Annotated in this window: 15 protein-coding genes; 6 read left to right on the top strand and 9 right to left on the bottom strand. The window is 68.9% G+C overall.

The window, feature by feature from the left end; genetic code table 11:
* Positions 1-50: 50 nt before the first annotated feature.
* The 6 genes from ACFO0J_RS13295 to ACFO0J_RS13270 all read right to left on the bottom strand — a co-directional run bounded on the left by ACFO0J_RS13295 (position 51) and on the right by ACFO0J_RS13270 (position 9,102).
* Positions 51-1,010, bottom strand: a complete 960-nt coding sequence (locus tag ACFO0J_RS13295) for an alpha/beta fold hydrolase (RefSeq protein WP_376813578.1) — start codon at positions 1,008-1,010, stop codon at positions 51-53.
* A 95-nt stretch (positions 1,011-1,105) separates the two neighbouring features.
* Positions 1,106-2,515 (bottom strand): dihydrolipoyl dehydrogenase, encoded by a 1,410-nt coding sequence (lpdA, locus tag ACFO0J_RS13290; RefSeq protein WP_376813577.1) that lies wholly within the window; start codon positions 2,513-2,515, stop codon positions 1,106-1,108.
* A gap of 5 nt (positions 2,516-2,520) precedes the next feature.
* Positions 2,521-3,891, bottom strand: a complete 1,371-nt coding sequence (locus ACFO0J_RS13285) for a dihydrolipoamide acetyltransferase family protein (protein WP_376813576.1) — start codon at positions 3,889-3,891, stop codon at positions 2,521-2,523.
* A complete protein-coding gene (locus ACFO0J_RS13280; RefSeq protein ID WP_376813575.1) occupies positions 3,891-4,934 on the bottom strand; it encodes an alpha-ketoacid dehydrogenase subunit beta in 1,044 nt (347 codons plus the stop codon). Before ACFO0J_RS13280 ends, ACFO0J_RS13285 begins: the two co-directional genes overlap by 1 nt.
* Positions 4,931-6,163: a 3-methyl-2-oxobutanoate dehydrogenase (2-methylpropanoyl-transferring) subunit alpha gene (locus tag ACFO0J_RS13275; protein ID WP_376813574.1), complete on the bottom strand. Its 1,233-nt coding sequence runs from the start codon at positions 6,161-6,163 to the stop codon at positions 4,931-4,933. The genes ACFO0J_RS13280 and ACFO0J_RS13275 overlap by 4 nt, the downstream gene beginning before the upstream one ends.
* 323 nt (positions 6,164-6,486) lie before the next feature.
* Positions 6,487-9,102 carry a ComEC/Rec2 family competence protein gene (locus tag ACFO0J_RS13270; protein WP_376813573.1) on the bottom strand — a complete coding sequence of 872 codons (2,616 nt, stop codon included), beginning with the start codon at positions 9,100-9,102 and terminating at the stop codon, positions 6,487-6,489.
* A gap of 176 nt (positions 9,103-9,278) precedes the next feature.
* On the opposite strand from ACFO0J_RS13270, the gene ACFO0J_RS13265 reads away from it, so the two are divergent.
* Positions 9,279-9,629 (top strand): VOC family protein, encoded by a 351-nt coding sequence (locus ACFO0J_RS13265; RefSeq protein WP_376813572.1) that lies wholly within the window; start codon positions 9,279-9,281, stop codon positions 9,627-9,629.
* Here the strand turns inward: ACFO0J_RS13265 and ACFO0J_RS13260 are convergent, their stop codons facing one another.
* The 3 genes from ACFO0J_RS13260 to ACFO0J_RS13250 are packed head-to-tail and all read right to left on the bottom strand — an operon-like array spanning position 9,630 to position 12,471.
* Positions 9,630-10,469: a TatD family hydrolase gene (locus tag ACFO0J_RS13260; protein WP_376813571.1), complete on the bottom strand. Its 840-nt coding sequence runs from the start codon at positions 10,467-10,469 to the stop codon at positions 9,630-9,632.
* 27 nt (positions 10,470-10,496) lie between these two features.
* Positions 10,497-11,207 (bottom strand): ABC transporter ATP-binding protein, encoded by a 711-nt coding sequence (locus ACFO0J_RS13255; protein WP_376813570.1) that lies wholly within the window; start codon positions 11,205-11,207, stop codon positions 10,497-10,499.
* Entirely contained in the window at positions 11,200-12,471 is a 1,272-nt protein-coding gene (locus ACFO0J_RS13250) for a lipoprotein-releasing ABC transporter permease subunit (protein ID WP_376813569.1), read from the bottom strand. The genes ACFO0J_RS13255 and ACFO0J_RS13250 overlap by 8 nt, the downstream gene beginning before the upstream one ends.
* Positions 12,472-12,512: 41 nt before the next feature.
* Between ACFO0J_RS13250 and ACFO0J_RS13245 the strand changes: the two genes are divergently transcribed.
* The 5 genes from ACFO0J_RS13245 to ACFO0J_RS13225 all read left to right on the top strand — a co-directional run bounded on the left by ACFO0J_RS13245 (position 12,513) and on the right by ACFO0J_RS13225 (position 17,837).
* Positions 12,513-13,424, top strand: a complete 912-nt coding sequence (locus ACFO0J_RS13245) for a hypothetical protein (RefSeq protein WP_376813568.1) — start codon at positions 12,513-12,515, stop codon at positions 13,422-13,424.
* Complete coding sequence (recJ, locus tag ACFO0J_RS13240; protein ID WP_376813567.1) at positions 13,409-15,115, top strand: single-stranded-DNA-specific exonuclease RecJ; 1,707 nt, start codon at positions 13,409-13,411, stop codon at positions 15,113-15,115. Before ACFO0J_RS13245 ends, recJ begins: the two co-directional genes overlap by 16 nt.
* A gap of 23 nt (positions 15,116-15,138) precedes the next feature.
* Positions 15,139-15,984, top strand: a complete 846-nt coding sequence (locus tag ACFO0J_RS13235) for a helix-turn-helix transcriptional regulator (RefSeq protein WP_376813566.1) — start codon at positions 15,139-15,141, stop codon at positions 15,982-15,984.
* A gap of 126 nt (positions 15,985-16,110) precedes the next feature.
* Positions 16,111-17,205 (top strand): OmpA family protein, encoded by a 1,095-nt coding sequence (locus ACFO0J_RS13230; protein ID WP_376813565.1) that lies wholly within the window; start codon positions 16,111-16,113, stop codon positions 17,203-17,205.
* 38 nt (positions 17,206-17,243) lie between these two features.
* On the top strand, positions 17,244-17,837 hold the full coding sequence (locus ACFO0J_RS13225) for a hypothetical protein (RefSeq protein ID WP_376813564.1): 594 nt from the start codon (positions 17,244-17,246) through the stop codon (positions 17,835-17,837).

Genomic DNA, 17,837 nt, shown 5'->3' with positions numbered 1-17,837 from the left:
CGCACCGGCGGGCAGCCCGCCGGGTTCGTACGGATTCAACCGTTCAACAATCAGGGCGCCAGCAGGAAATCACGCACCGCCGCGATCTGCGCCTCATCCCGCAAGGTCGGCGCATGCCCCACTCCGTCGAACTCGACCAGACGGGTGCGCGTATGACATGCCAGCATCCGCTGTGCGGTGGCCGGCGTCAATAGATCGGACTGCGCGCCGCGCAGGATCAGGGAGGGCACGGGCAAATGGCTCCAGGCCTGCCACAGCAGGGCCTCGGCGGCAGCCGTGGCTTCGGGCGTCTGCAGGGCGAAAGGCTGGGCCAGGCGCAGGTCGTAATGCTTGACCCACTGGCCGTCCTGCTCGTGGAACACGTGCTCGGTCAGCGCATCCCAGCCGGCCGCGTCGTGCGGCCCGAAGCCGGCGGACACGGTCCGCACATAATCCACCGCCTGTTCGTAGCGGTCGAAGCGCAAGTCCTGGCCGACGTATTCGCCGATCCGCGCCAGGCCGTCCATATTCAGCGCGGGGCCGATGTCGTTGAACACCATGCGGCCCAGCGGCAGATCGGGCGCGGCGCCCAGCCCCCACGCCCCCCTGGGAGGACGCAGGGCGGGCGACACCGCCGCCATGCCTGCCAACCCCAAGCCGATCAGCCCGCCCATGGACGTGCCGACCCAGTCCAGCCGTGCCGGCCGCAGCCGGGCGACCAGGGTCGCCAGATCAGCCACGTATTGGGGAATCACGTAGCCCAGCGGATCGATCAGCCAGTCCGAGCGCCCGCGCCCGACGACGTCGGGGCAGACCACGCGGTATTCCTGGCTGAGCGCGCGCGCCAGCGGATCGAAATCCCGCCCGGTACGCGTCAGCCCATGCACGCAGACCAGCACCCGGTCGTTATCCGGATCGCCCCATTCCCAGTACGCCATGCGATGCAGGCCCGACGGGCTGGCGCACGCGACGAAATCCAGGCGAGGCTCGTCGGCCGGGCCGGATTGAGCGGCGGGGGAAGCGGAAGACATGGGAGAACCTCGAGTCGGACAGACCCCTGTATTTAAACATGACGAGGCGCGGCGCGGCCCTCCAGGACCTCGCCGCGCCCGATGGAGCCTCCGGATCAGACGTGCAGCGCCTGCCCGAGCGCCCGCAAGGCGGCTTCCTGGATCGCCTCGCCCTGGGTCGGGTGGGCGTGGATCGTGTGGCCGACATCCTCCAGCCGCGCGCCCATCTCGATGGACTGGCCGAAGGCAGCGGCGAATTCCGACACGCCCCGCCCCACGGCCTGCCAGCCCAGGATCAGGTGATTGTCACGACGCGCCACCACGCGCACGAAGCCATCGGTCGACTCCAGCGTCATCGCCCGGCCGTTGGCCGCCAGCGGAAAGGACGCGTCGATCGCGTCGATGCCCGCCTGGGCCGCCTGCTGCGGCGACAGGCCCGCCGTGACGACTTCCGGGTCGGTGAAGCACACCGCCGGGATCGCCGCCGGCACGAAGCGCCGCGTGTGGCCGGCGATCTGCTCGGCCACGCACTCGCCCTGCGCCATGGCGCGGTGCGCCAGCATGGGCTCGCCCGTCAGGTCGCCGATGGCCCAGACCCCGTTCATCGAGGTGCGGCAGCGGTCGTCCACACGCACCGCCAGGCCGTCCATGTCGAGCATCAGGGAACTGAGTCCGAAACCCCGGCTGCGGGGCTTGCGGCCGACGGCCACCAGCACCTGCTGCGCAGGCAGGACGTCCTCGGTCTTGCCCGACTGGACCCGCAAGCCCTTGCCGTCCTCGCTCAGGCCCAGCACCTGGGTCTGCAAATGCAGACCTATGCCCAGGGACTTCAGCGCGGCGTGCACCGGCTTGACCAGGTCGGCATCGTAGACGGGCAGGATGCGGTCCTGGGCCTCGATCACATCGACCTTCACGCCCAGCTTGCGGTAGACGATGCCCAGTTCCAGGCCGATATAGCCCGCGCCGACGATGGCCAGGGATTTCGGCAGTTTCCTGGGCGACAGCGCCTCGGTCGAGGAAATCACCGGACCGCCGAAAGGCATGAAGGGCAGCGCGACGGGCTCCGACCCCGTGGCGAGCAGCAAGTGTTCGCAGCGAATGCGCTGAGGCGCGCCGGCCTTGCCTTTGGCGACAGGATCAACGTCCACGGTCTTGCCGTCGACGATGCGCGCCCAGCCCTGGACGACCGTCACCTTGTGCTTTTTCAGCAGCGCGCCCACGCCCGTGGTCAGCTTCTTGACGATGCCGTCCTTCCAGGCGACGCTGCGCGCCAGGTCGAGTTCAGGCGACTGGGCGCGGATGCCCAGCGGCGAATCGCCGGCATAGCCTTGCAGCGCGTGAAACTGCTCGGCCACGTGGATCAGCGCCTTGGACGGGATGCAGCCGATGTTCAGGCAGGTGCCGCCCAGGGCGTCGCCTTCGACCAGCACGGTGGGGATGCCCAACTGGCCGGCGCGGATGGCGGCCACGTAGCCGCCGGGGCCGCCGCCAATGATGAGCAAAGTCGTATTGATGGGATTGGACATGCTGCTTACTCCACGAACAAGAGCGCCGGGCACTCCAGATAACGCCGGATGCACTGGATGAACTCGGCGGCATGCATGCCGTCGACCACGCGGTGATCGAAAGACGAAGACAGGTTCATGAGCTTGCGCGCCACGACCCGGCTTTCCTGGAACACGGGGCGTTCGACCACGCGGTTGACGCCGACGATGGCGACTTCCGGATGGTTGATGACGGGCGTGGACACGATGCCGCCCAAGGGTCCCAGGCTGGTCAGCGTGATGGTCGAGCCGGTCAGTTCGTCGCGCGCCGCCTTGCCCTGGCGGGCCGCCTCGGCCAGGCGTGCGACTTCTGCCGCGCAGGACCAGAGGTCCAGGGTTTCGGCATGGTGCAGCACCGGCACCATCAGGCCCGACGGCGTCTGCGCCGCCACGCCCAGGTGCACGGCCCCGTACTGAGTCACCACCCCCGCGTCATCGTCGTAGCGGGCGTTGATCTGCGGGAATTCGCGCAGGGCCAGCACCATGGCGCGCGCCAGGAACGGCAGCATCGTCAGCTTGCCGCGCTGGGCGCTGTGCAAGGCATTCAACCGCGCGCGCAGCGATTCCAGTTCCGTCACGTCGATTTCCTCGACGTAGGTGAAGTGCGGAATGCGGCGCTTGGATTCCTGCATCTTCTGGGCGATCTTGCGCCGCAGGCCGATGACGGGGATCTCGGTTTCCTCATCGTGGGATGCGTACAGCGTCCCGGTGGTGCGGTTCGAGGTCGCGTTGCGGTCGCGCGCCAGCCAGGCGTCCAGATCGCCGTGCGTGATCCGGCCGGCGGGGCCGGTGCCCGGCACGTATTGCAGGGTGATGCCCAGGTCCCAGGCGCGGCGGCGCACGGCCGGCGAAGCCAGCGGACGCTGCCCTTCCGGGCGGGACGGCGCATGCGAAGCCGCGTGCGCCGCCTGAGCGCCACGCGCCACCGACGCCGGATCGGGCGCTGCGTGTTCGGGCGCTGTCGCGCGGCCTGCGGGGCGGGACTCGTCGAGTTCAGGTTCAGGTTGGGGCTCGGGCCGCGCCTGCGGCTGCGGCGCGGCGGGCGCCGATGCGGTCGCAGCCGCAGGCGCCGAGGCCGCCCGGGACGTCGCCCCGACGGTGCTTTCGTTGCCCTCGCCTTCGACTTCCAGGCGGATGAGTTCCGAACCCACCGCCATGACGTCACCGACCTTGCCGCCCAGCGACACGACACGCCCATGCACCGGGGACGGCACCTGGACGGTGGCCTTGTCGGTCATGACGTCGGCCAGGATCTGGTCCTCGACCACGGCATCGCCCGCCTGGACGTGCCATTCGACCAATTCGACTTCTGCGATGCCTTCGCCGATGTCCGGCATCTTGATGATGTGGATACCCATTATGCCTCCCGGAACACGCGCTTGAACGCCTCCGCGACCCGCTTGGGGCCGGGGAAATAAGCCCATTCGTGCGAATGGGGATAGGGCGTGTCCCACCCCGTGATGCGTTCCACCGGGGCCTCCAGATGATAGAAACAATGCTCCTGGACCAGCGAGCACAGTTCAGCGCCGAAGCCGCTGGTACGGGTGGCCTCGTGCAGCACCACGCAGCGGCCGGTCTTGCGCACCGAATTCAGGATCGCGTCCATGTCCAGCGGCCAGAGGCTGCGCAGGTCGAGGATGTCGGCCTCGATACCGGCCTCGCGGGCGGCGACCTCGGCCACGTACACCATGGTGCCGTAGGTCAGCACGGTCAGTTCCCGGCCTTCGCGGTACAGCGAGGCCGAGTCCAGCGGCACGGTGTAGTAGCCCTCGGGGACATTGCCCAGCGGGTGCTTGGACCAGGGCACGACGGGCTGGTCGTGATGGCCGTCGAAGGGACCGTTGTACAGGCGCTTGGGCTCCAGGAAGATGACCGGATCATCATTTTCGATGGAGCTGATCAGCAGGCCCTTGGCGTCGTAGGGGTTGGACGGCATCACCGTGCGCAGACCGGCGACGTGCGTGAACAGGGCCTCCGGGCTCTGGCTGTGGGTCTGGCCGCCGAAGATCCCGCCGCCGCAGGGCATGCGGATCGTCAGCGGCGCGGTATAGCCGCCCGCCGAGCGGTAGCGCAGACGCGCGGCCTCGGAGAAAATCTGGTCGGCCGCCGGGTAGAAATAGTCGGCGAACTGGATCTCGACCACCGGCCGCAGGCCGTAGGCCCCCATGCCGATCGCCGCCGCCACGATGCCGCTTTCCGAAATGGGCGCATCGAACACGCGCGACTGGCCGTATTTGGCCTGCAGGCCCTCCGTGCAGCGGAACACGCCGCCAAAATAACCCACGTCCTCGCCGAAGACGACGACATTGTCATCCCGTTCCAGCATCACGTCCATGGCCGATCGCAGGGCCTGGATCATCGTCATGGGACGGGTCTTGCCTTTGTCCTGTGCCATGCTCATACCCCCAGCTCCTGGCGCTGCCGGCGCAAATGTTCCGGCATGTCTTTGTAAATGTCCTCGAACATGGTCGCCACGCTGCTGGTGCGTCCCGTGGCCATCGTGCCATGGGCCTCGGCCTTTTTCTGGGCCGCCACGACCTCGGCCTCGCAGGCCTTTTGCAGTTCCTGGTGCTCTTGTTCGGACCAGATGCCGCGCTTGATCATGTGTTCTTTCAGCCGCGAGATCGGATCTCCCAGGGGGAAGCGCGACCAGTCATCGGCCGGCCGGTATTTGGACGGATCATCGGAGGTGGAGTGCGGCCCGGCCCGGTAGCTGACCCATTCGATCAGCGTGGCGCCGTGATTGTTGCGCGCCCGTTCGGCGGCCCAACGCGACACGGCGTAGACGGCCAGGAAGTCGTTGCCGTCCACCCGCAGCGAGGCCACGTTCGAACCGATGCCGCGCGCCGCCAGCGTGATGCCCTCCCCGCCCGCCACGGACTGGAAGGTCGAGATCGCCCACTGATTGTTGATCACGTTGAGGATCACCGGCGCCCGGTACACGTGCGCGAACAGCAGGGCCGCCTGATAGTCGGATTCGGCCGTGGCGCCGTCGCCGATCCAGCCGCAGGCGATGCGGGTATCGCCCTTGATCGCCGAGGCCATGGCCCAGCCCACCGCCTGGGGCATCTGCGTCCCCAGGTTGCCCGACAAGGTGAAGAAGCCTTTTTCCGGCACGGAATACAGCACCGGCAACTGGCGGCCTTTCAGCGGATCCTTGTCGTTGGAAAAGATCTGGCACAGCATGTCGAACAGGGGGTAGTCCTGCGCAATGAGCAGGCCCTGCTGGCGGTAGGACGGGAAATGCATGTCGCCGTCGCGCAGCGCCAGCGACTGGCCGATGGCGATGGCCTCCTCGCCCAGGCACTGCATGTAGAACGAGGTCTTCTTCTGGCGCTGAGCGATGACCATGCGGGCATCGAAGATGCGCGTCTTGACCATGGCGCGCAAGCCGCGGCGCAGCAATTCGTCGTCGGGCGGGTCTTCGGCCCAAGGTCCCTGGGCTTCGCCCTGGTCGTCGAGCACGCGGATCAGACCCATGGCCAGGTCGCGGGTGTCGTAGGGGGTGATGTCGATGGGAGGCTTGCGCGCCGCACCGGCGGGCTGCAGGCGCAGATAGGCAAAGTCGGTCGCCTGGCCGGGACGCCCCGAGGGCTCGGGCACGTAGAACTTCAGAGGTGTCTGTGTCATAGGTCGCAAAAATCTTTTGGATTTTTCACAAGCCCGCAAGAGAAGTCCCGAATCCGGGGCATTCTCGAAAGGACCACAGTCGTCTTTTGGACGGCTGCCGGATCATCGCCGATCCCGCGCGCTCGCGCAAGACCGCGAAAACCATTAGAGATCGTGCTGTGGATCCCTACGGGCGCCGTCCGTGCCAACCACATCTGGACGACTCCAGAACACTGTACCTCTTCAAGCCGGTCCTGCGCGACCGGGCATTTACCCCGTCTTGCAGATCCGCGCGCCAGCGGGTCGGATCGAATCGAATCGGCAGGCGGATTCTCCCGCCCCCGTCAAGGCGGCATCGGACGCCGCCCATGCCAATACCGCCTGGACGACTCCAGCACACTGGATAGCGACAATCCAGCCCCGCGCGACCGGGCACTGATCCCGCCTTGCTGATCCGTGCGCCAGAGGATCGCACCGGCCTGACGCCAGCGGTCCAGCACGGCGGCGTCCGGGTGGCCATGGCGGTTCCAGGCGCCCGCCTGGAAGATCACGTGACGGGCGGCGACGGTATCGACAAAGGCTGCCGACGAGGACGTGCGCGAACCGTGATGCGCGGCCACGACGATGTCCACTGGGGTCAGTCCACGTTCGACCAGGGCCGATTCGGTGCGAAATTCGATGTCGCCCGTCAAGAGCGCACTGTGGTGCGCGCCGCGGATGCGCAGCACACAACTACCGGCGTTGGCTTCGGCACCCTTGCGGCGTGCGCGCACGTCCAGCGGCCAGAGGAATTCGAACTCGACGCCATCCATGCGCCAGCGGTCGCCGAAGCGGCATGGGACCGCCGCCAAGGGTAGCGGTGTGTCCTGGGCGCCCAGCTTGCGGGTTTCGGCACGCAACCAGGATCCCAGATCGAAGGAGCTGAAGGCCTGCGCCACCGGCACCGCTGTCAGCACGCTGCGCGCGCCGCCGGCGTGATCCAGGTCGGCATGAGAAATGACCAGGACATCCAGGCGGCCTGCGCCCAGGGCCTTCAAGGCCGGGATGAGGGTGCGGGCGCCCTCGTCGGCGTCCCGCGCATGGCGAGCGCCCGCATCGAACAACAAGGTGTGGCGCGCCGTACGGACTAGCAGCGCGCTGCCCTGCCCGACATCCAACGCATGCAGATCCCATTCGCCTTCGCCGGGGCGGTCCGGCGGCCACAGCAACATCGGCGCCAAGGCCAGCCAGGCCCAGGCGCGATGGCGACGGACCGTATCGGCCCACCCCCTCGCCACGCCATGCCCGCTCCGCGCCGGGTCGACGGGCTCCGAGGCCCTGGCCCCGCCTCCCGGCCGCAGCGCCACCGCCGCCCCGGCCATGGCCAGCAGATACACCCACGCCGGCCCGACGGGCACCGGCCAGGCCGGCAAGGCCGCCAGCCATGCGGTCGGCCGCATCATCAAGGCCAGCGCCCCATGCGCCAGCCAGGCCAGGCCGGCGGCGACGGACTCCAGACCCGGCACCAACGCCACGGCCGCCAACAGCAGCGACAGGGGCGTGACCAACAGTTCGATGACCGGAATGGCGTAAGCATTGGCCAGCGGGGACACCAGCGAGACTTCGTGAAAGCTCCAGGCCAGCGGCGGCGCCAGCGCCCAGGTCACGGCCCACTGCAGGCGCGCGGCGAGCCTCAGGCCGCGCAGCCAACGGTCGCGACGCCGCTCGGGCCGGGACGCCTCCTCCACCCGCGCACCAACCGCCAGCAACACGGCCACCGCCAGAAACGACAACCAGAACCCGCTTGCCAGCACCGCCCAGGGATCGGTCACGACCACAGCCACAGCCGCCAAGGCCAGCACCCGCGAACCGCTGATGCGCAATTGCAGCGCCTGGGCGCCCGCCACCACGGCCAGCATCATGAAGGTGCGCCGCGCAGGCACGCCCCACCCCGCCAGCAGGCAATAGAGCCAGGCGACCAGCAGCGCCGCGACGGCGCCCGCCCGACGGGCCGGCCAACGTTCCGCCAGGCAACGGCCGCGCCAGCGCAGGCGGCGCCACAGGGCCGATACCGCCAGCCCCCCCACCCCGGCCAGCATGGTGATGTGCGAACCGCTGATGGACACCAGATGCGTGATCCCGGTGCGGTTGAAGACCGTCCAGTCGGCGGCGTCCACCCCATCCTGGTCCCCGATGGCCAGGGCCCGCAGCACCGGTCCATAGCGCAGGTCCTGCAGATAAGGGGCCATGGCCTCGCGCACTACGTGACGTGCGCGTCCGGCAATCACCGACAGCCCGGCCCAGTCCTCATCCCGCAGCCATTCCGGCGTGCCGCGCACCGTGCCTTGCGCACGAATCCCGGCGGCGAAAGCATGGGCTTCGTAATCAAACGCGTGCAGATTTTGCGCCGCGCGCACCGGCCGCAGCACCAGGGCCATGCGCCAGATCTGCCCCGGACGCACTTCGGGAAACGGCGGATCGGGCGGCTGAGCAGGCGCATAGGGACCGCGCCAGCCGCCGGCCGGCCAGCGCACCCGGATGCGCTCCGGCACGCCGCCGGGATGCGCATCCAGCACCACGGCGTCGAAAGCCAGCAGGTCCGGCTGCAATTTGGGCAGGCTGTCGACGCGCAGCGTGACGCGCGACACACGGTCCACATTGCCGTCGGCCAGCGTCTGGTCCAGGCGCGCCTGGGCGCACAGCACGGTGAACGTGAAGCCGGCCCAGGCGCCCAACAGGCAGAGCATCGCGCCGCGCAACAGGGCAGCGGCACGCGTCCGACCCGCCCCCGCCAACACATCGCGATGCCCGGCCTCACCGGGCCGTTCCGACCCGCGCGCGCTCGCACGCCATATTCCCCACCCCGCCAGCCCCAGCACGCCGGATGCCAGCGCCAGCGCACCGCTTCCCGGCAGATCGACCAGACCATGGGCACCGAGCACGCCGCCCAGTCCCGCCGCCGTCATCGCGCGCCCGAGCATGCCTTCCCCCGAAAACGAATCCTCTTTCAGCTTAGGGGATGAACGGGCCGCCGGAACGCCTCACGCGCATCCCGGTCCATGGGGGAAACCACGCAGTGCCTGGCAAGACCCGCTTGCGGAAAAACGTCCGGCTTCAATAAGCTGTGGGGTTGGCAACCCGCACATCCGGAGGTCCCATGAAGGTCAAACGAATCGTCGCCAACATCCCGACACCCGAACCCGCCGCGGTGGATGCGTTCTACCGGGATATTCTGGGTCTCGAACTCGCCATGGACCACGGCTGGCTTCGCACGTACACCAGCCCCGACAAAATGACGGTCCAGGTCAGCTTCGCAAGCCAGGGCGGTTCCGACACGCCCGTACCTGACCTGTCCATCGAGGTGGATGACCTCGATGAAGCCTTGCAACGCGTGCGGAAAAGCGGGATTCCCGTGGAGTACGGCCCCGCCAACGAGCCGTGGGGCGTCCGCCGGTTCTACATCAGGGACCCGCTCGGCACGCTCGTCAACATTCTTCAGCACGAATAGCTACGCGCCATCCGCTTCGCCCAGGACGCGCGCCAGCCGGGGCAGCACCCGGCGAGCATTGGCGGCGCACCGCGCGGTCAGCGCCGCGGTATCGAGGCCACGCAATCCGGCCAGGATGCGGGCGATGCCGGCCGTTTCCGCCGGTTCGTTGCGCACGGGCCGTGGCCGACCGTCCGGGCCGCGCCCCAACCAGGCAGGCGGGATGTCGGGCGCGTCGGTTTCCAGCACCAGGGCCTCGACGGGCAATTCGGCCGCCAGGCGGCGGATCTGCAGGGCGCGCTCGAAGGTCATGGCCCCACCCATGCCCAGCGCGAAGCCCTGCGCGATGAACTGTTCCGCCTGCTGGAAGCTGCCGTTGAAGGCATGGGCGATGCCGCCGATGGGCGGGCGGCGGCGCAGGTGCTTGAGCAGCGTGTCCTGGGACCGGCGCACGTGCAGCAGCACCGGCAGGCGGTGGCGCTGCGCCAAGTCCAACTGGCGCGCGTAGAACTGTTCCTGGCGCGCGCGCAGTTCGGGGGTATTCACCCCAGGTACAAAAAAATCCAGGCCGATCTCGCCGATCGCCACCAGCTTGGGATCATCCCGTGCCGCCGCCAATGCTGCGTCCAGCGCATCCAGGTCGTCGTCACCGGCCCGATCGACGTACAGCGGATGGATGCCCAAGGCATAGCAGACCCCCGGCGTGGCATGCGCCAGATCGCGCACGACCTCGAAGTTGGCGCGCATGACCGCCGGGACCACGATGCCCCGGACGCCCGCCTGCCGCGCCCGCTCGATCACGGCCGGCCGGTCCGCATCGAATTCAGGAGCGTCCAGGTGGCAGTGAGTGTCGATCAGCATGGGAACTCCGTTTGAACGGTCCGCGCCCTACCCGGCCGTTTCCGTGTGCTCGGCAAGCACCCCCGCCTCCATGTAGAAGCGCCGGTGCGCCAGGGCCGCCAGCGCCGGATCGTGCGTAACGATGACAAAGGCCGTGCCCAGATCCTGGTTGATGCGGGCCAGCAGATCGAACATGGCGGCCGCCGTATGGCGATCCAGATTGCCGGTCGGCTCGTCGGCCAACACGCAGGCCGGCTGGGTCACCAGCGCCCGCGCCAGGGCCACGCGCTGGCGCTCGCCGCCCGACAACTGCCCCGGGAAATGCGCCGCCCGGGCGGACAGGCCGACTTGATCGAGCATCGCGGCCGCCTGCTCCCGGGCCTCCGGGCGCGGGCAGCGGCGCACGATCAGGGGCATGGCCACATTATCCAGCGCGGTGAATTCCGGCAGCAGGTGGTGAAACTGGTAGACGAAGCCCAGCGCCCGGTTGCGCAAGCGGCTGCGGCTGCGTTCGTCCAGCCCCGTGGCGGCCTGGCCGGCAATCCACAACTGTCCTGCGTCCGCTTCGTCCAGCAGGCCCAGCACGTGCAGCAGCGTGCTCTTGCCCGACCCCGAGGCCCCGACGACGGCGACCATTTCATGGGCATGGACGGCCAGGCTGACGTCCCGCAGGACCTCGACCCGGCCGGCGCCCTCGTCATACGTTTTGACCAGGCGCTCGGCGCGCAGCACGGCGTCGGTGACGATGGAATCAGTCATGGCGCAGCACTCGGGCAGGTTGCAGACGGGAGGCCCGCCAGCTGGGATACAGCGTGGCCAGCAGGGACAGGACCAGGGACGTGCCGCCGATCACGACAATGTCGCTCAACTGCGGATTGGACGGCAGTTCGCTGATGAAATAGATCTGCTGCGGCAGGAACTGGATGCCCAGCAGGCGCTCGATCCAGGGCACGATCACGTCCACGTTGTAGGCAATCAGCGTGCCCAGCGCGACGCCGGCCAGCGTGCCCACCACGCCGATCAGGGCCCCCTGGATCAGGAAGATGCGCGCGATCTCGGCCGGCGTGGCTCCCAGAGTACGCAGGATGGCGATGTCCGAACGCTTGTCCTTGACCGCCATCACCAGCGAGGACAGCAGATTGAAGGCCGCCACCGCCACGATCAGCGTCAGGATCAGGAACATCATGCGCTTCTCGGTCTGCACGGCGGCAAACCAGGTGCGGTTGTTCTGGGTCCAGTCCATGGCCCGCACGCCTGCCGGCATCCGCTCCAGCAGCGAATGGGCCACCTGGGGCGCACGCTGCATGTCGGCGATGCGCAGGCGCACGCCGCTCACGCCGCTGTCGCGGAACACCTTGGCGGCATCCTGCACGTTGATGAACACCAGCGAGGCGTCGTATTCGTAATAGCCCGAGGAAAAGATCCCCGATACGGTGAACTGGCGCATGCGCGGCGAGAAACCCGCCGGCGAGATCGAGCCTTGGGGAGCCAGCAGCAAAGCCGTGTCGCCGACCTTCAGTCCCAAGGACCCGGCGATCTGGCTGCCCACCACCATGCTGAAAGACCCCGGGGTCAGGCTCTTGAGCGTGCCCGTGCTCATCTGGCCGGCCAGATCGGAGACCTCGGGCTCGATGGCCGGATCGATGCCGCGCACCTGGACGCCGCTCAGCCCCTGCCCGCGCGCCAGCATGCCCTGGGCCGCAACGAACGGCGCCGCCCCCCGGACCGCCGGATCCTGACGGGCGATGCCGGCCAGATCGCGCCAACGCGCCAGCACCTGCTCGTGGTCGGTGCCCGGCACATACAGTTCAATGTGCGGCAGCACCGACAGCATGCGGTCGCGCACCTGGGTCTGGAAACCGTTCATCACCGACAGGACGATGATCAGGGCCGCCACCCCCAGGCCGATGCCCGCCATGGAGCTGGCCGCCACGAAGGACACGAAGCGGTCGCCCCGGCGTCCGCCCCGCCCTGCGCGGGCCAGGCCCGCGTAGCGCACCCCTATCCACCATTCATACGCCATGCGTATCGTCATCCTTGTCCGATTGATCCTACAATTCTGCCATGCACATCGTGATACCCGGGGCTCTGCCCGAACCCGAGGTGGCCGCCGAGCTGGCGCCTCATCTGGCGCAACGCGCCCCCACCCTGGCCCGCTGGCTGGGCCTCGGCACGCCCCGATCGACGGCCTGTCCGGCTGCGGACACGTGGTGCACGCCGCTGGAACACTGGCTGCTCCAGGCGCGCGGATTCGCGCCGGCACAAGAGGAGCATATTAGCGCAGGTCTGGGGCCGCTGCGCCTGCCCGGCGCCGACGACGAGCCGGTCTGGCTGGCGGAATTGATCCATATGGCGCCCTCGCGCGACGGCGCGGCCCTGCTGCCGGCCGACACGCTGACGATCACGGCCGAACAGTCCGCCGCCCTGCTGGAATCGGCCCGTGAACTGATCGAGGACAGCGGCATCACCCTGACGCCGGACACTCCCGAGACCTGGCGGGTGCATTGGCCCGAACCCATCCGCCTGGCCTGCGCCAGCCCGGCGCTGGTCGCCGTCAGCGCCGTCAACGACTGGTGGCCGCAGGACGCGGCGGCGCGCCCCTGGCGACGTCTGGTCAACGGCCTGCAGATGGCCTGGTACGAGCATCCCGTCAACCAGCAGCGACTACAGGACGGCCTGGCCCCGATCAACAGCCTGTGGCTGTACGGCGGGGCACGGCGCAGCCAGTTGAGCCGCCCATTGCCGGACGATCTGAGGATCGAAACCGCGCTGCAAGCGCACGCCGCGGCCCAGGACTGGGGCGGCTGGATCGAGGCGCTGGCGGGCCTGGAGCAACACAGCTTCGCGCCCCTGGCCGACGCCACGCCCACAGTGGTATTGACGGGACGCGAACAGACCGTAGCACTGGACACGCGCGCAGGCTGGCTGCGGCGCCTGCGTCCGCTCGATTGGAGGCGCTGGTGGTGCAACCGCTGATTCTCGCGCGCGCCGCCGATGCGGCCCGGACCCGGGCCCTGACGCAGGCCGGCGCCCATCCCCTGCTGGCCCGCCTGTGGGCCGCCCGCGGGCTGGATCAGGTCGGTCCGACCGAATGGGCCGCGCTGATCCCCCCGAGCAGACTCAGCCACGTCGCCCAGGCCGGCGAACTGCTGGCCGACGCCATCCAGGCCGGACGGCGCTTGCTGATCGTGGCCGACTACGACTGCGACGGCGCCACGGCCTGCGCCGTGGCCGTGCGCGCCCTGCGCGACATGGGCGCGCGGGTCGATTTCCTGGTCCCCAACCGCTTCGAGACCGGCTACGGCCTGTCCCCAGCCGTGGTCGAACTGGCCTGCCGCCATCCGGCCGGCAAGCCCGACCTGCTGGTGACGGTGGACAACGGCATCGCCAGCCTGGAAGGCGTTGCGGCGGCACGCGCCGCCGGGATCGAGGTCATCGTCACCGACCACCACCTCCCCGGCCCCGCACTGCCCGACGCCCTGGCCATCGTCAACCCCAACCAGGCGGGCTGCGGCTTCCCCTCCAAGCACCTGGCCGGCGTGGGCGTGATCTTCTACGTCATGCTGGCCCTGCGCGCCGCGCTGCGGGCGCGCGGCGCGCTGCCGCCCAAAGGCGGACCCAAGCTCGAAGCCTACGCCGACCTGGTGGCCCTGGGCACGGTGGCCGACGTGGTCCGCCTGGACGCCAACAACCGGCTGCTGGTCGGCCAGGGGCTGCGGCGCATCCGCCAAGGCTGGATGCAGGCCGGGCTGGCCGCGCTGTTCGAGGTCGCCGGCCGCGATCCGTCACGGGCCGGCACGGATGACCTGGGCTTTGCCCTGGGGCCGCGCATCAACGCCGCCGGCCGCATGGCCGACATGAGCCTGGGCATCCACTGCCTGCTGGAGGACGACCCCGGGCGCGCCCTGGAACTGGCCCGAGCGCTGGATGAAATCAACCGTGAACGCCGCGTCCGGGAAACCGTCATGCGCGACGAGGCCCTGGCGCACCTGGACACGCACGCCCAGGAGACCCGCGCCGCCAGCGTCTGCGTCTGGCAACCCGGCTGGCACCCGGGCGTGATCGGCCTGGTGGCCTCGCGCCTGAAGGAAACCTACTGGCGCCCCGCCCTGGCCTTCGCGCCGGACGACGGCGACACCCTGCGCGGCTCGGGCCGCTCGATTCCCGAAATCCACCTGCGCGACGCGCTGGACCTGGTCAGCAAACGCCTGCCCGGCGCCATCCTGCAATTCGGCGGCCACGCCATGGCGGCCGGCCTGACCCTGAAGACCGCCGCCTTCGACGATTTTTCGCAGCAGTTCGACGAAGCCGTGCGCACCCTGGGCGGACGCGAATCCTTCGAGCCGCGCCTGGACACCGACGGCTCGCTGGAGCCGGACTACCTGACCGTGGAAACCGCCGGGCTGCTGGCCGACCAGATCTGGGGCGCCGGATTCCCGCCGCCGCTGTTCCAGGACCGTTTCCACGTCCTGCATCAGCGCCTGCTGAAGGACAAGCACCTGAAGCTGTTCCTGGAGCGCGACGGCCTGCGCCTCGACGCCATCTGGTTCAATCACGCGGAACCCCTGCCGGACACCATCGAAGCCGTCTATCGGCTGGACTGCAATACCTGGGGGGGACGCAGCAGCGTACAACTCTTGATCGAGGACGCCCGGAACACGGCTTGAGCACCGGGGCGCAAGGGGATCGCATGAGACTGGATTATTTTCTGCCATCCCCCTGGGCGCAAGCCGCCCTGACCATGCATGCCGTGGTCGAGGGCATCGCCGAGCCCCGGACCGAGATCCTGCCCGCCATGCTGCCCAATCTCTTTGTGCGGCTGGACGGTCACAGCCGGGTGGCGCTGGACGGCGGCCCATTCATCGACGCGCCGCCCGTGACGCTCCTGGGTCCCACCTGCGGCGCCTACCGCCTGATGCTGAGCGCCGGCTGCCGACTGCTCACGATCGGCCTGCTGCCCGGCGGATGGGCCCGCTGCCTGCCCATGCCCGCCCATGAATGCGTCGACACGCTGGTGGACGGCGCGGCGCTCTGGGGTGAAACGGCGACGGCCGAAATCATCGAACGCCTGCAAGCCGCCCCGCTGAACGGCGCGCATGTCGGTCTGATCGAACGTTTCCTGATGCACGGTCCGCGCCGCGCGTCCCATCCGGGGATGTTGCGGCTCGCGGGGATCGACGCCTGGCTCGAACGCTCACCCGCTCTGAGCCTGGACACGCTCTGCACGCAACTCGACGTGAGCGCCCGGCAATTGCGACGCATCACGCTGGAAGGCTATGGCATGTCGCCCAAGACCCTGGCCATGAAATACCGCGCCCTGCGGCTGGCCTCGTCCTTGAGCCTGGCCCGCGAACTGCCGCCGACGAACCCATGGCAGGCGGAGTACGCCGACCAATCCCACATGATCCGCGATTTCCGGCGCTTCATCGGCTGGACGCCGCAGGCGTTCCGACTGGAACAACGCAACGTCGCCGCCGCCACGCTGATCGGACGGCACCAGGCAGGCGCGATCCGTCCGCTGGCCCTGCTGAGCTGACACACGCTCGCATCACCCAAGATCACCCCATGTCCGTTTTATCCAATACGGCAGGCAGCCGCCCGGCTACGATCGTCCGACGTAATCCCGGGGTCACCCCAGGGCCGATCCTCTCCGGAGCCTTCCATGCCGAACTTCCGCCTGTTCACGTGCTGCCTGGCCCTGTGGTCGGCCGCCCTCGTTTCCGGCCCCTGCCAGGCCGATGCCGTGATCCCCACTGCCGACATCCCGAATGCGGCCGACAGCCCCTTGCTCAAGCGCTATGAAGGCGCCTTCATCGTCTCCTACACCCGCCACGACTACGCCGAACTGGACATCCCCCTCTCGCCGCTCAAGCCCAGCGCCACGGCGGACGAACGCGACGGACGCAATAATCGCGTCTACCGTCCCGAACAGGCCGAGACCGCCGCGGGCACCCTGACACGCCTAGCCTATGTGCTGCCGGCGAACCGCTCGCCCCTCGAAGTGCTGCGCAACTACCAGGACGAAGTCACGGCAGCGGGCGGCAGCGTGGCCTTTGAATGCAAGCTCGACGCGTGCGGCGGCGATCCGCATCGCGCCTCTGAAGGCGGAGGCGGCAAGATGAGCCTGACGCAGCACTTCTTCTACGACAGCGACCTCAAGGACAAGGCGTTCTCGAACGGCGCCTGCGCGCTGACTTCGCGCATCAACGATCAACGTTTCTTTGCGGCGCGCATCCCGCGCGGCGACGCCACCGCCTGGCTGGCCGTGCAGACCTATCAGCTCAACGGCAACACGTACTGCAAGGCGCTCAATGGCCGGACCATCGCCATCGTCCATGCCCTGGAACCCAAGGCTCGCGACCGGAAGATGGTCGCCGTGCAGGCGGACGACATGCGCAAGGCCATCGATCAGGACGGCAGCATCTCGCTCTACGGCATTTATTTCGACACGGCCGCAGCGACCCTCAAGCCCGAATCCGCCCCGACGCTGAAAGAAATCGCCGCGCTGCTGAGCGCCCAGCCCGATCTCGCCCTGCTGGTCGTCGGCCACACCGACAGCCAGGGCCAGTACGACTACAACGTGCGCTTGTCGGAACGGCGCGCCCAGGCGGTCAAAACCGCCCTGGTGTCCCAATACGGCATCGCGGCCGGCCGTCTGACGCCAGCGGGCGCCGGCATGATGGCCCCCGTGGCGACGAACACGACCGAAGAAGGCCGCGCCAAGAACCGGCGCGTCGCGCTGGTGCGAGCGCATTGAATACAGGCATCTCGAGACACCGACCCAAGGGAGGCACCATGTTCAAGCGACGCTCTCGCAACCCTCTCCCGTCCGCCCTGGCCCTGGCGGGCGGCATGCTGTGCTGCGCCCCGGCCCTCGCCGCGCCCGCAGCAGGTGACCCCGAACAGCAGGCGTTCCCGGCGCCGCCGGCCATCGCGGCCAAGGCGCAGGGCCTGATCGGCGTCTCGTGCACGAACATCAATTATCTGAATGCGCTGCGGCCCGACGCCGTCCCCAAGACCCTGGCGGGTTTTGCCGCTGCGCCCAAATCGGGCTTCGTCCTGCTCGAGCAGGGTACGGTCTTCGTCCTGCAACAGGATGGCGCGCGCTTTGCCTTTCTGTTCTCCGCGCCGGAGCCCGGCGGCGCACCCTGCACCATCACCGACGCGGTGTCCCTGCCGCCCAAGGGCGCGCTCCTGGCCTGCAGTATCGATGCGGATACGGGCGTCCGCCCGCAATCCAGCGGCATCGGCGTGGAAGGCGACCGGAGCCACAAGACGCAGGCCTATTGGGATGCGGACCCGGACAGCGGCCATTTCAGCCTGCCGCCGCTCCGGGCCCTGGGTTGGGCTTCGAAACTGCACTGCACGCCCGCCGAAGGCGGCGAATAG

The organism is Castellaniella hirudinis, from assembly GCF_042651965.1.
Classification (GTDB): domain Bacteria; phylum Pseudomonadota; class Gammaproteobacteria; order Burkholderiales; family Burkholderiaceae_B; genus Castellaniella; species Castellaniella hirudinis.
Note: the sequence above shows the minus strand (reverse complement) of the source record. Positions and strands in the feature narration are given on the sequence as shown.